Origin of the sequence: Cupriavidus sp. SK-4, from assembly GCF_000611125.1 — a bacterium.
Classification (GTDB): Bacteria; Pseudomonadota; Gammaproteobacteria; order Burkholderiales; family Burkholderiaceae; genus Cupriavidus; species Cupriavidus necator.
In genome coordinates, this window is the sequence record NZ_JFJW01000119.1 from 20720 (window position 1) to 33639 (window position 12920).

General features: G+C 68.1%; 9 protein-coding genes. 4 read left to right on the plus strand and 5 right to left on the minus strand.

Going from position 1 to position 12920, the window contains the following annotated elements:
• Positions 1-13 precede the first annotated feature (13 nt).
• Positions 14-793, minus strand: a complete 780-nt coding sequence (locus CF68_RS25215) for a Crp/Fnr family transcriptional regulator (protein ID WP_035824159.1) — start codon at positions 791-793, stop codon at positions 14-16.
• Positions 794-1034: 241 nt separating this feature from the next.
• Between CF68_RS25215 and CF68_RS25220 the strand changes: the two genes are divergently transcribed.
• Positions 1035-2123: a PHB depolymerase family esterase gene (locus tag CF68_RS25220; protein WP_035824162.1), complete on the plus strand. Its 1089-nt coding sequence runs from the start codon at positions 1035-1037 to the stop codon at positions 2121-2123.
• An 82-nt stretch (positions 2124-2205) separates the two neighbouring features.
• On the opposite strand, the gene CF68_RS25225 is transcribed toward CF68_RS25220, so the two are convergent.
• A complete protein-coding gene (locus tag CF68_RS25225) occupies positions 2206-3516 on the minus strand; it encodes an MFS transporter (RefSeq protein WP_035824164.1) in 1311 nt (436 codons plus the stop codon).
• 272 nt (positions 3517-3788) lie between these two features.
• On the opposite strand from CF68_RS25225, the gene CF68_RS25230 reads away from it, so the two are divergent.
• Both CF68_RS25230 and CF68_RS25235 read left to right on the plus strand, forming a co-directional pair.
• Positions 3789-7793, plus strand: coding sequence for a DUF748 domain-containing protein (locus CF68_RS25230; protein ID WP_035824166.1), 4005 nt, complete (start codon positions 3789-3791; stop codon positions 7791-7793).
• Positions 7794-7914: 121 nt separating this feature from the next.
• Complete coding sequence (locus CF68_RS25235) at positions 7915-8097, plus strand: rubredoxin (protein WP_035824168.1); 183 nt, start codon at positions 7915-7917, stop codon at positions 8095-8097.
• A 39-nt stretch (positions 8098-8136) separates the two neighbouring features.
• On the opposite strand, the gene CF68_RS25240 is transcribed toward CF68_RS25235, so the two are convergent.
• Genes CF68_RS25240 through CF68_RS25250 form a run of 3 tightly spaced genes read right to left on the minus strand, consistent with a single transcriptional unit; the run spans position 8137 to position 11744 of the window.
• A complete protein-coding gene (locus tag CF68_RS25240; RefSeq protein ID WP_035824171.1) occupies positions 8137-9378 on the minus strand; it encodes a Zn-dependent hydrolase in 1242 nt (413 codons plus the stop codon).
• Positions 9375-10406, minus strand: a complete 1032-nt coding sequence (locus CF68_RS25245; protein ID WP_035824173.1) for a histone deacetylase family protein — start codon at positions 10404-10406, stop codon at positions 9375-9377. Before CF68_RS25245 ends, CF68_RS25240 begins: the two co-directional genes overlap by 4 nt.
• A 27-nt stretch (positions 10407-10433) precedes the next feature.
• Complete coding sequence (locus CF68_RS25250) at positions 10434-11744, minus strand: MFS transporter (RefSeq protein ID WP_035824175.1); 1311 nt, start codon at positions 11742-11744, stop codon at positions 10434-10436.
• Between the two features lie 131 nt (positions 11745-11875).
• On the opposite strand from CF68_RS25250, the gene CF68_RS25255 reads away from it, so the two are divergent.
• A complete protein-coding gene (locus CF68_RS25255) occupies positions 11876-12892 on the plus strand; it encodes a LysR family transcriptional regulator (protein ID WP_035824177.1) in 1017 nt (338 codons plus the stop codon).
• The last annotated feature ends 28 nt before the right edge of the window (positions 12893-12920 follow it).

Genomic DNA, 12920 nt, shown 5'->3' on the forward strand with positions numbered 1-12920 from the left:
CCCGGCCAGCCGCCTAGGCCAGCCGGGGTTCGCCGAACTCCCCGCCGTAGGCTTCTGATCTGGCCGCCGCCGGGCGCGGGACCGGATCCAGATCGGCATAGACCGCGGCCAGCCCGTCGCGGTCGATGATGCGCAGGTGCCGCTGGCGCACCGAGATCAGCCCGACCGAGGCAAAGCGCGACAGCAGCCGCGACACCGTTTCCAGGGTCAACCCCAGCAGGCTGGCGATGTCCGTGCGCGACATGGCCAGCGTTAGCGCGCCGTCGCGGTTGCCGTCGCGGCGCGCCTGCTCGCCGGCCAGGTCGAGCAGCAGCATGGCCAGGCGCTGCGCCGCCTTCATCGATCCCACCGCCACCAGCAGTACGCGTTCGCGCTCGGCGTTGCGGCGCATCGCTTCCAGCACCGTTTCACGGAATGGGGCGGCCTGCATGAGCGTGCGCAGGGATTCGACCGATACCGCGCAGACCACCGCATCCTGCAGCGCGATTGCGCCGGTTCCGTGGACCGGGCCTTCGTGCGGCTCAAGCCCCAGCACATCGCCGGGCAGAGAAAACCCCGTTACCTGCCGCCAGCCCAGCGGCGATTCATAGACCTGCTTGGCGCTGCCATGGCGCAGGGGGTAGACCGTCAGCGCAGGGCGGCCCTGGCGAAACACATGCTCGCCCGTGCGTACCTCTACCGGCTCCGGCAGCAGCGCCATCGGCGCGTGCGACAGGGGCGCTTGCGCCCGGGCGTTGTGGCAAACGTGGCGAAAGAGGCAGAGCAGGCAGGCTGGGGCGCCGCTGTCCGGCATGGTGTCATTGTCCTCCCGGTGGCGATGGCCAAGTATAAAACGCCGGCAACGCAAGCCATCTCGCTGCGATCTGCATTCTTTCGTATTGCTAATTTAAAAATTTCGCATTGCGGGGGCAAGGCTCGTTGCGTTTGTGCCATAAGGGCGGAAGCACGGCGGCGGGCGTAATGCTGATTGTGATATGCTGCAACGCAACAATAAAGGCATAGGAGGAGATCGCGTCACACGATCAGGAGTCCTCATGACCAAAAGCTTTGCCGCTGACTGGCACGCGCAGATCCGGCGACTGAGCCGTGCGCAAGCCCGCACGGAAGCCCAGGTGAAGTCCTGGCTGGGCCGCATGGATTCGCTTAATCCGCACACGCCTGCTCGGCCTGATGGCCCGCCGGGCAAAGTCCGGCCAGCCCGGCCGGCACCCGCGCCGGGTTCCCTGCCCGGTACCTGGCAGGCGCACAGGCTGCGCCTGGCGCCGCTGCCGGGCGAACTGGTGCCGCAACTCTCTTATCACCTCTACATACCGTCCAAGGCCCATCGCGGCCCGTTGCCGGTGGTGGTGGTGCTGCATGGCTGCCGCCAGACGCCGGATGACCTGTCGGCCGGCACCCGCATGAATGCGTTGGCAGAGCGCGAGGGATTTATCGTGGCCTACCCGCAACAGCCCTTGCGGCGCCAGGTGCAGCGCTGCTGGCAGTGGTTCGACCTGGGCGCCACCGAGGGCGGACGCGAGGCGCAGGCGGTGGCCGCGCTGATCGACACGCTGGCTGCGCGCCACGACGTGCGCGAGCGCGAGATCTACCTGGCCGGTATGTCCGCCGGCGCGGCCATGGCCGCGGTGGTGGCGCTGCGCTACCCGGGCAAGGTGGCGGCCGCGGCCCTGCATTCCGGCGTGGTCATCGGCGCGGCCGACAACCCGCGCGCCGGCCTGCGGGCCATGCAGCAAGGCTCGGCCGCCGATCCGTCATGGCTGCTGGATGCCGCCGGCGTGACGCCGGGCGGTCCCGAGATGCCCGCGCTGGTGATCCACGGCCTGGCCGACGATGCCGTGCATCCGGTCAATGGCCGTCTGCTGGCGCGGCAGTTCCTGGCTTACAATGGCTTGGAAGACCGGCTCGCCGGTACGCCCGCGCAGTCCGACCCGGAGGACGAAGCGTCGGGCCGGTCCCATGAATACCGCTTCGGCCGCTGGCGCCGCGACCTGGTGACGCTGGTGGAAGTGGAGGGCCTGGGCCACGCCTGGAGCGGCGGCGATGCCAGCTATGGCTACCACAGCGATATCGGCCCGGATGCCAGCACGATGATGTGGCAGTTCTTCAGCCAGCACCGGCGTTGAAATCCGGCAGCACCAATGCGCATGAAGCGCGCATGAAAAAAGGGAGGGCGCCTGCCCTCCCTTCTTCTTTGCAGCAGCAGCGTCAGCCGCGCGAGCGGTTCTTGACGAACAGCGCAGTCACCATGCCCAGCACGCACAGCGCGACCACATAGTGGGCCGGCGCCAGCGGATCCTGCTTCAGCATCAGCGTGACGGCCATCGGCGTCAGCCCGCCGAAGATCGCATACGACACGTTGTACGAGAATGACAGGCCCGAGAAGCGCACCTGCGCCGGGAACGCATTGACCAGCACGAACGGCACCGCGCCGATGGTGCCGACCAGGAAGCCGGTCAGCGCATAGAGCGGCAGCAGCAGGTCGGGGCGGGTGAAGATCGTGGTGTAGAACGCGTAGGCGCAGATGGCCAGCAGCAGGCCGCCGAAGAACAGCGTGCGGCGCGCGCCGATGCGGTCGGCCAGCGCGCCGGAGACGACGCAGCCGACTGTCAGGCACAGCGTGGCGACGCTGTTGGCGACCAATGCCGTGCGCGCGTCAAAGCCGTACAGTTTCTGCAGGAAGGTGGGCGTCATCAGGATCACCACCACGATGCCGGCCGACAGCATCCAGGTCAGCAGCATCGACACCGCGACGCTGCCGCGGTGGTTGCGCACCACCGACTTCAGCGGCATTTCCGCGGCCAGCGCCTTGCGCTTCTGCAGTTCGGCGAAGACCGGCGTCTCATGCAGCCAGCGCCGCAGGTACATGGAGGCGATGCCGAACACGCCGCCGATCAGGAACGGCACGCGCCAGCCGTGGTCGGCCAGCTCGGCCGGGGTGAAGACGCTGTTGATGCCGGTGGCGACCAGCGAACCCAGCAGGATGCCGGCAGTCAGCCCCGCGGTCAGCGTGCCGCAGGCATAGCCGACATGGCGCGCCGGCACGTGCTCCGATACGAACACCCAGGCGCCGGGCACTTCGCCGCCCACGGCGGCGCCTTGCAGGATGCGCAGCACCAGCAGCAGCACCGGCGCGGCCAGGCCGATCGACTGGTAGGTGGGCATCAGGCCCATCAGCAGCGTGGGCACCGACATCAGCAGGATCGACAGCGTGAACATCTTCTTGCGGCCGAGCAGGTCGCCGAAGTGCGCCATGATGATGCCGCCCAGCGGCCGGGCCAGGTAGCCGGCCGCGAAAATGCCGAAGGTCTGCAACTGGCGCAGCCAGTCCGGCACCGACGGCGGGAAGAACAGCTGCCCGATGACGGTCGCGAAAAAGACGAAGATGATGAAGTCGTAGAACTCAAGGGCGCCGCCAAGCGCGGCAAGGGCTAGGGTCTTGTAATCCTGGCCGGTCAGCGGGCGCGCGCTGGCTCGCGGCGCGCCGACGCCTGCGGCGGTACTGCTGGTGGTAGACATGAATGGACTCGCATGGAAGAGATCGCATGCGAAGCGCGCAGCACGGAATACGTGATGGGTGTGGCCGGAGGGTACAGCGCAGGGGGAGGCAGGCACGATGTGGCGGGTAAGCCGCAGGCTTGCGACAAAACGCTTCGCAAAGGACGTAAAGATACCAGATCGGCTCATGCAGCGTTGAGGGGTCAATTCTGATTTCTTTGCTTTGTCCTAAACCGTTGCCATAATGTCGAAAAATGTGAAATCCGGGGCACAAACCATCGTGCAGCGCCGGAATGCGGGGTCAGATCTTCTGGAACGACATGGCTTTCAAGCAATCCATCCAGGCAGTGGCTGCCACGCCACGCGGCCGGCTGGCGACTCGCGTCGCCGGCGGCGTGGTCGCGGCGCTCGCGGTGTTCGGGCTGGCGGGGTATTTTGGCGGCCCGCCGCTGCTCAAATACCTGATTGAAAAGAACGCGACCGAGGCGCTGGGGCGCAAGGTCACGCTGGGCAAGGCCCACGTGCGCCCGTTCGAGCTGGCGGCCACGCTGACTGACCTCACTGTCTATGAGCGCGACGGCAAGACCCCCGCGCTGACGCTGGGCGAGGCCGAGGCCAATACTTCGCTGGCCTCGGTCTGGCATCTGGCGCCGGTGGTGGACAACCTGCATGTCGACCGGCTGGCCGTGCACGTGCTGCGCGGCGCCGACGGCCGCATGAGCTTTGCCGATGTCCAGGACAAGTTCGCGGCCCTGCCGCCCAAGCCGGCCGATGCCAAGCCGGCGCGCTTTTCGGTCAACAACATCGCGGTCACCGGCAGCAGCTTCAGCTATGACGACAAGCAGCTCGGTTCCAGCCTGCGCGTCGACAACCTGACGCTGACCCTGCCGTTCCTGTCGAACCTGCCGCATGACGTCGAGATCGTGACGCGGCCCACGCTGAGCGCGCAGGTCAACGGCACGCCGCTGGCGCTGGACGGCGAGGTGCTGCCGTTTGCCGATTCGCGCCAGACCCGGCTCAACGTCAACCTTGACGGCCTGGAGGTCGCGCGGCTGATGGCGTTCGCGCCGCCGCTGCGCGATGCCGAGGTCAAGTCCGGCAAGCTCGATACGCGCCTGACCGTGGCCTTCCGCCAGCAGAAGGACACGCAGGAGATGCTGGTGATGGGCACGGCCGCGCTGCGCGATGCCGAGGTCGTCACGCGCGCCGGCCAGCCGCTGGTCAAGAGCGGCCGCCTGGCGGTGGATATCGGCAGGCTCGAGCCGCTGGCCCACCGCGCGCAGTTGCGCAGCGTGGAGATCGAAGGGCTCGGCGTGGAAGCCGCGCGGCGCGCGGATGGCTCGCTGAACCTGGCCACCGCGTTCCTGCCGAAGGCCGTCAGCAAGTCCACCGATGGCGTGGCGCCGGCACCGGCACCGGCGGCACCAGCATCCGCGCCGGTCGCGGCGTCAGGCGCCCCGGCAACGCCCGCGGCGGCGCCGGCCACGGCAACCAAGGACGTGCCGTGGCGCTATGCGATCGACCGCATCGTCGTGAAGCAGGCCAGGCTGGGGTTTGAGGACGCGCTGGCGCCATCGGGCCCGGGCAAGCTTGCACTCGGCCCGCTCGATGCCGAGGTCAAGGGTTTTGCCGGCACCGACGGCGACAAGCCGGCCAGGATCGAGGCCACGCTGACCGTGGCCGACGGCCAGACCCTGCAGCATGCAGGCGACCTGCTGCTGCGCGACGGCACGCTGGCCGGCACGCTGGAAACCACCGGCCTGCGGCCGCAGGGGTTTGCCGCATGGTGGCCGCGCGAGCTGCGCAGCCAGTTCGGCACGACCGCGGTCAATGCCGAGCTGAACTACCGCATGTCGTGGGGCACGCCGCAGTTCCAGTTCGTGCTGGAAAAATCGCGACTGGAACTGGCGCCGCTCTACGTGGCCACGCGCGATCCGGTGACGATGCCGGTTCCGGCCGCCGCACGCGATGCCGATGCCAGCGCAAGACCCGCCGGCAACGACAATGCCGCCCCGCGCAGCGCACGCCGCGCGCGTGAGCGCGCCGCCGACCGCGAGGGCGCCAACCTGCCGCTGCTGCAGGCTGAAAAGCTGGTGCTGGAAGATATCCAGTTCGACCTGGCCAAACAGACCTTCGCCACCAGCCAGGTCACCCTGGCCAGTCCGCAGATCGCTGCCACGCGCGACCATCGCGGCGAGCTGATCGAGATGGCGCGGCTGTGGGCCACCGAGTCGGCGCAGCAGGCGCGCGCCACGCCGCGCCGGAATGGAGCGGCCGCCGCACCGGCCACCAACGGCAAGCCAGCGGGTGGAGGCTGGAAGGCAGACATCGGCAAGGTCACGGTGGAAGGCGGCAGCGCCCGCCTGGCTGACTACCAGCCGGCCGGGGCCAACCGCGGCCGCCCGGTGATCCACGAGTTCCGCAATATCGCGCTGAGCACCGGCGCCGTCGCCTGGCCGCTGACGCCGGCGGCGGTGCCGCTCAAGCTGCATGCCGAATCCGGTCGCCGCGGCGTGATCGGCCTCGATGGCACGGTGTTGCCGACCGTCCCTGCCAGCCGGCTGCAGCTGGACCTGCGCGAGGTGGAGGTGAGGCCGCTGCAGCCCTACCTGGCTGACCGCTTCAACGCCGCCCTGCGCACCGGCACGCTGACGGCAAAGGGCAAGCTCAATGTCGATGCGCCAACCGGCAAGCCCATCGCCGCGCAGTTCAGCGGCAATGTGCAAACCGGCAACGTGCGCACGGTGGACCGCGTCAGCGGCGAAGACTTCCTGCGCTGGCGTTCGCTGGCGGTGTCGGGCATCGACTTTGCCATGGACGAGAGCAAGGGCCCGATGCGCGTGAGCCTGGGCAATGTCGCGCTGTCTGACTTCTATGCCCGCGTGATCCTGAACGCCAACGGCCGCCTGAACCTGCAGGACGTGATGGCCGGCGGCGCCGAGAAGGGCGAGGCGGCGCCATCCACCAGCCTGACACAGGCCAACCCGGCATCGGCGCCGGCAACGCCGCCGGTGCAGGCCGGCGCTACGCGCACGGCCCAGGTCGAGCAGAAGCCGGGCGGGCCCAAGCCGCAGGTGCGCATCGGCGGGGTCTCGGTCGAGAAGGGCAACATCAATTTCTCGGACTTCTTCGTCAAGCCCAACTACACCGCCAACCTGACCGGCATGAAGGGCAAGGTGTCCAAGGTGTCGTCGGGCGACCCCACCCCGGCCGACCTGGTGCTGGATGGCCGCATCGACGACGATGCGCCGGTCAATATCAGCGGCAAGCTCAATCCGCTGGGTGAGCAGCTGTTCCTGGACATTTCCGCCAAGGCCTCGGGCGTGGAACTGACGCGGCTCACGCCGTATGCGGCCAAGTACGCCGGCTACCCGATCACCAAGGGCAAGCTGACGGTGGACGTGGCCTACAAGATCGAGAACGGCAAGCTCGATGCGAGCAACCACCTGTTCCTGGACCAGCTCACCTTCGGCGAGCGCGTCGACAGCCCGGATGCGACCAAGCTGCCGGTGCTGCTGGCGGTGTCGCTGCTGAAGGACCGCAACGGTGTGATCGACGTGAACCTGCCGGTGTCGGGCTCGTTGTCGGATCCGGAGTTCAGCATCGGCGGCGTGATCGTGCGCGTGATCGTCAACCTGCTGACCAAGGCGATCACGTCGCCGTTCTCGCTGATCGCCTCGGCCTTTGGCGGCGGCGGGGGCGAGGAGCTGGGCTATGTCGAGTTCGCGCCCGGCACCGCGGCGCTGACGCCGGCGGCCAAGGACAAGATCACCAAGCTGGGCCAGGCGCTCAATGACAGGCCGTCGCTGCGGCTGGAGATCAGCGGCCGCATCGACCCGGCCACCGACGAGGCCGGCGCGCGCCGCGCGTGGCTGGATGCGCGCGTGGCCGAGCAGAAGCGGCGCGACCAGCGCGACAGCGCACAGGCAGGCGGCGAGGCCGGCAACGACGAAGCCGGCGAGCAGGGCGCCGAGATCAAGGTCTCGAAACAGGAATACCCGAAGTACCTGGAGCAGGTCTACAAGCGCACTTCCATGAAGAAGCCGCGCAATTTCGTCGGCTTCACCAAATCCCTGCCGCCCGAGGAAATGGAAAAGCTGCTGATGGCCAACACCACGGTCACCGAGGCCGACCTGAAGCGCCTGGCCGAGCAACGCGCACTGGTGGTCAAGCAGTCGCTCGAACGCGAGGGCAAGGTGCCGGAAAGCCGCCTGTTCCTGACCGCGCCCAAGCTCAGCGCCGACGGCATCAAGGACAAGGGTGCGCCCAACCGCGTGGACTTTTCCATCCGCGGCTAGCGCGGGTGGCGGCGCCGCACCGTGCGGCGCCGCCACAGGCCCTACCCGGAAAACCGGTATGATTCGGCCCGGACAATCCGTTCCATAGCCGATTCAGGAGTATGTTTTGCAGCAGGATCAAATGGAAGCCGCCGTCGCCTACAAGACCTGGGTGTGTGTGATCTGCGGCTGGGTCTACGACGAAGAACAGGGCTGGCCGGAAGACGGCATCGCCCCCGGCACGCGCTGGGAAGACATCCCCGACGACTGGCGATGCCCGGAATGCGACGTCGGCAAGGCCGAATTCGCAATGATCGAGCTGTAACGCCGCAGGCACTTCCCTGGCTGGCAGACCCTTGCTGGCTCAGCCCTGGGCTTGCGCCAGCATGGCAGCAAGCAGCACATTGGCGCCCGCCTCGAGATGCTCGGGCCTGGCGTCCTCGATCTCGTTATGGCTGATGCCGTCCTTGCACGGCACGAAGATCATTGCCGTCGGCGCCACCCTGGCCAGGTAGACCGCGTCGTGGCCCGCGCCGGTAACGATGTCGCAATGCATGTAGCCACGCGCCGCGGCCGCCTGCCGGACATGCGCCACAAGCTCGGGCGCGAAAGGCGTCGGCTCGAAGCGCTGGATCGCTTCGACTTCCACCGCCAGCGCGGCACCTGTGGTGCTGCCGCTGGCCAGTGCCGCGCACGCAGCGCGCAGCCTTGCTTCCATCCGGTCAAGCTGGCCGCCATCGAGATGGCGAAGGTCGACGCTGAATTGCACCCGCCCCGGGATGACGTTGCGTGAAGACGGGTGGACATTGACCACCCCGACCGTCCCCCGGCCATGGGGCGCAAAGTCGTTCGCGATCTTCGTCACTTCCTGGAACAGGAACGACGCGCCATGCAGGGCGTCCCGGCGCAGCGGCATGGGGGTGGGGCCGGCATGCGCCTCCATGCCCGTCACCGTGACGTCATACCAGCGCAGGCCAAGCGACCCCGTCACCACGCCGATGACCTTGTCCTCGGCCTCGAGGATCGGGCCTTGCTCGATATGCGCCTCGAAGTACGCGCCAACCTTGTGGCCGACCGGCGCGGTGCCCGCATAGCCGATCGCCGCGAGTTCGCCGGCAACGGACTTGCCGGCGTTGTCGGTTGCCGTCAAAGCGGTGGCTTCGGGGAAAACGCCGGCGAACACGCCCGATCCCATCATCACCGGCACGAAGCGCGCGCCTTCCTCATTGGTCCAGATCGCCAGTTCCAGCGGCGCCTCGGTGGCCACGCCGTGCTGGTTGAGCGTGCGCATGACTTCCAGCCCGGCCATCACGCCATAGCATCCGTCGAACTTGCCGCCGGTGGGCTGGGTGTCGATATGGCTGCCGGTCATGACCGGGGCAAGCGCGTCGTTGCGGCCCGCGCGGCGCCCGAAGATATTGCCCACGCGGTCAATGCGCACCGCCAGGCCGGCGTCGCGCATCCAGCCGGTGACGAGGTCGCGCGCCTGCCCGTCCAGCGCGGTCAGGGCCAGGCGCGCATTGCCGCCCCTGGGCGTGGCGCCGATCCGCGCCAGGTCCATCAGCGCTTGCCACAGGCGTTCGCCATTGATCGTGATTGCGTTCATGTGCCCGTCCCTGACTGTTGGATGCCGCCGAAGAAGGCCGTTGCATTGGCGGCGAGCGAATCGAGGTGATACCCGCCTTCCTGCACGATCAGCGTGGGCAGGCCCAGTGCGGCAACGGCGCGGCCGAGGCGGCCGAAGCCTGCGGTGGACACGTCCACCAGCGACTGCGGATCCTCGCGGTAGATGTCGAAGCCGAGCGACAGCACCAGCGCGTCTGCCTGGAAGCGTTCGATGGCGCCGCGTGCCGTGTCCAGCTTGTCGAAGAAGACGGACTCGGGCGAACGGTGCGGCATCGGCAGGTTGATGTTGTGGCCGGCGCCTGCGCCGCGGCCGTGCTCATCGTCGAAGCCCGCCACCACCGGATAGAAATTGGTCGGGTCGCCGTGGATCGACACGTAGAGCACATCGGCCCGGTCGTAGAAGATCTCCTGGATGCCCTGGCCGTGATGCATGTCGGTATCGAGGATGGCCACGCGGCCAAAGCGCGCGCGCAGGGCCTGGGCGGCGATCGCGGCATTGTTCAGGTAGCAGAAGCCGCCCGCCGCGTCGCGCCGGGCATGATGGCCCGGCGGCCGGCACAAGGCATAGGCGCGGCGTTCGCCGTCCAGCAGCGCGCGGGCCCCGGCCACCGCGCTCTGCGCCGACCAGTAGGCCGAGCGCCAGGTGTTCAGGCCCACCGGGCAGCTGCCGTCGGCGAGATAGCGCGCGGCCTGCGCCAGCACGCCGCGCAGGGCGTTGGGCTCGCGCACGAAGATATTGGACATGACCTCGTCGCCCCAGTCCTGCGGCAGCTCGCGCCAGCTGGCATGGGCGTCCTGCAGGAACCGCAGGTAAGGCTGGTCGTGCACCGCGGCAAGCGGCGCGAGGCCGTGGTCGGCGGGGGCGTGGAGCGCGAAGCCAAGCGCCTCTGCCGCCTGCACCAGCCGCTGCGCCCGCGCGGGCAGCTCCTGCGGCGAGCGCATCCTGCCGCGCGAGTAGTAGCTCTGCGGATGGTGCAGCAATTGCTCGGGATGGAAAAACGTCAGCATGGGGTTTGCATTCTCTGTGGAAAGCCGTCAGGCCTGCGCGGCTTGCGCGGCGGGTTGTGGTTGCTGGCGCTGGCGTGCATCGATGCCGGCGATGCACAGCAGCGACACGCCGGCCAGCAAGGTGTAGAACACCGCCAGCGGCCACCATTGGCCCTGGAAGCGCTGAGCTAGGATGGTCCCCACCAGCGGTGTCAGCCCGCCCGCCACCGCGCCGCAGACCTGGTAGGACAACGAGATCGCCGAGTAGCGCACGCGCGTTTCGAAGACACCGCTGACAAAGCCCGCGATCACCGAATAGAAGCTCGCCATGCACACCACCGCCAGCGCGATGCCGAGCACGATGGCCGGCGCCTGGCGCGTCTGCACCAGCAGGAACATCGGATAGGGTGAAGCCATGGCCAGCAGCGCGGCCAGCTTGAGGAAGCGCGCGCCGCCAAGCTTCTCTGCCAGCCAGGCGGCCAGCGGCTGCGCCAGGAACTGGATGATGGCGACGGCGAACAGGCAGTCGAGGATCAGCGTCCTGGGCAGCGACAGGTATTGCGTGGTGTAGGCAATCATGAAGGTGTTGGTGAAGTACACCCCCGCAATGCCGATGGTATTGGCGCCGATGCACAGCAGCACCGGCACGCGGGCCGTGCGCCAGACTTCGGCAAGCGGCAGCCTGGCAGTCTTGCGCTGCGCCTGCACCTGCGCGAACTCGGGCGATTCATTCACACCCAGCCGGATCGCCACGCCCACCAGCAGCAGCGCCGCGCTGGCCAGGAATGGCAGGCGCCAGCCCCAGTCCATGAACACGTCGTGCTCCATCGACGTCACCGCGCGGAAAGCCAGCAGCGACAGGATCAGGCCGGCCGGGCTGCCGAGCTGCGCGAACGAGGCGAAGAAGGTGCGGCGGCCCTTGGGGGCATGCTCGCCCGCCATCAGCACCGCGCCGCCCCATTCGCCGCCCACGGCGATGCCCTGCACCACGCGCAGCAGCACCAGCAGCACCGGCGCGATGGCGCCCGCGGTGGCGTAGGTCGGCAGCAGGCCGATGCCGATGGTGGCCACGCCCATCATCATGAGCGTGGTCATCAGCGCTTTCTTGCGGCCGATGCGGTCGCCCCAGTGGCCGAACACGATGCCGCCGAGCGGACGGGCAAAGAAGCCGACCGCGAAGGTGCCGAATGACGCCAGCGTGCTCAGGAAGGGATCGCCGCCGGGAAAGAACAACGGGCCGAACACCAGCGCGGCCGCGGTGGCGTAGATGTAGAAGTCGTACCACTCGATCATGGTGCCGACAAAGGCGGCGGTGGCGGCGCGCACGGGCTGGCGCGTGCCGGAAGGGGACACTTGCATGGACTGGCTCCTCACTATGTTTGTGCCGCTGCATCAGGGGCAGCTGTGGGAGGAGTTATCGCCCGTTGACAAACATCAGTCAAATTTCTAATATTTATTTTTCATATAACCTGAATTTATATGGTGGCGTGATGGAGCGTTCTGCCCTGGACCGGGCCCTGCTGACCGACCGGCTCGACTGGAACCTGCTGCGCACCTTCCTGACCATCGTCCACGAACGCAGCCTGAGCCGCGCCGCGGTGCGGCTGCATATCACCCAGCCGGCGGTGAGCCTGGCCTTGCGCCGGCTCGAAGAGCATCTGGGACACACCCTGATCGAGCGGCGCGGCAGCAATTTCCGCCTGACCCGGGCCGGCGAAGAGGTGTTGCGCATCGCCACCGACGTCTATGGCAGCGTGGCGCGGCTGGGGGCGGAACTGGCGGAGCAGCAGGATGAAGTCAGCGGCCTGCTGCGGCTGCTGACTGTGAGCCGGATCCATTCCGGCGTCTATGACGAATGCCTGGCCGCGTTCCATCGGCAGCATCCGCGCGTCACGCTGCAGGTTGACGTGATGCGCAGCACCGAGATTGCGGACGCGCTCGCGCAGAAGGCTGGCGGCGTGGGCCTGAGCCTGTACCGGCAGCCGGGCCGGCAGTCGGGCGACGGGCTTGAGCACATGCTGTTCCTGCGCCAGCGCTACGCCATCTTCTGCGGGCGTCATCACCGGCTGTTCGGACGCACCGGGCTGGCCATTGCCGACCTGCTGGCCGAGAACTTCGTGTCGTTCAGCAGCGACCAGCTTGGCGACGTGCTGGCGCCATTGGCCGTATTCCGCGACCAGCACGGTTTTTCGGGCCGCATCGTCGCGACCTCGCCCAGCCTCGATGAAATCCGGCGGCTGGTGTTCGCCGGCTATGGCATTGGCTGCCTGCCGGAACACATCGTGGCCGACGATGTCGCCCAGCAACGGCTGTGGCGCCTGCCGCCCGAAGAGGGCGTGGCCGATATCGACATGTACCTGCTGTGGAATCCGGAGCGGCGCCAGACGCCGGCCGAGGCGGCGTTCCTCGATCACTTCCGGCACTACGTGGCGCGCTATTCGCTGATGGAGCGGCTGGGAGAGTCAGTGAACGCGCCGCTGGCGGCGTTGCGCGCGCCGACGGCGTGACGGACTACTGCCCGGTTCGCGTACCGGG

Excerpts from the sequence above, each read along its gene's own strand:
- CF68_RS25215 (WP_035824159.1), bottom strand. The coding sequence starts at position 793 with ATGCCGGACAGCGGCGCCCCAGCCTGCCTGCTCTGCCTCTTTCGCCAC.
- CF68_RS25220 (WP_035824162.1), top strand. The coding sequence starts at position 1,035 with ATGACCAAAAGCTTTGCCGCTGACTGGCACGCGCAGATCCGGCGACTG.
- CF68_RS25225 (WP_035824164.1), bottom strand. The coding sequence starts at position 3,516 with ATGTCTACCACCAGCAGTACCGCCGCAGGCGTCGGCGCGCCGCGAGCC.
- CF68_RS25230 (WP_035824166.1), top strand. The coding sequence starts at position 3,789 with ATGCGGGGTCAGATCTTCTGGAACGACATGGCTTTCAAGCAATCCATC.
- CF68_RS25235 (WP_035824168.1), top strand. The coding sequence starts at position 7,915 with ATGGAAGCCGCCGTCGCCTACAAGACCTGGGTGTGTGTGATCTGCGGC.
- CF68_RS25240 (WP_035824171.1), bottom strand. The coding sequence starts at position 9,378 with ATGAACGCAATCACGATCAATGGCGAACGCCTGTGGCAAGCGCTGATG.
- CF68_RS25245 (WP_035824173.1), bottom strand. The coding sequence starts at position 10,406 with ATGCTGACGTTTTTCCATCCCGAGCAATTGCTGCACCATCCGCAGAGC.
- CF68_RS25250 (WP_035824175.1), bottom strand. The coding sequence starts at position 11,744 with ATGCAAGTGTCCCCTTCCGGCACGCGCCAGCCCGTGCGCGCCGCCACC.
- CF68_RS25255 (WP_035824177.1), top strand. The coding sequence starts at position 11,876 with ATGGAGCGTTCTGCCCTGGACCGGGCCCTGCTGACCGACCGGCTCGAC.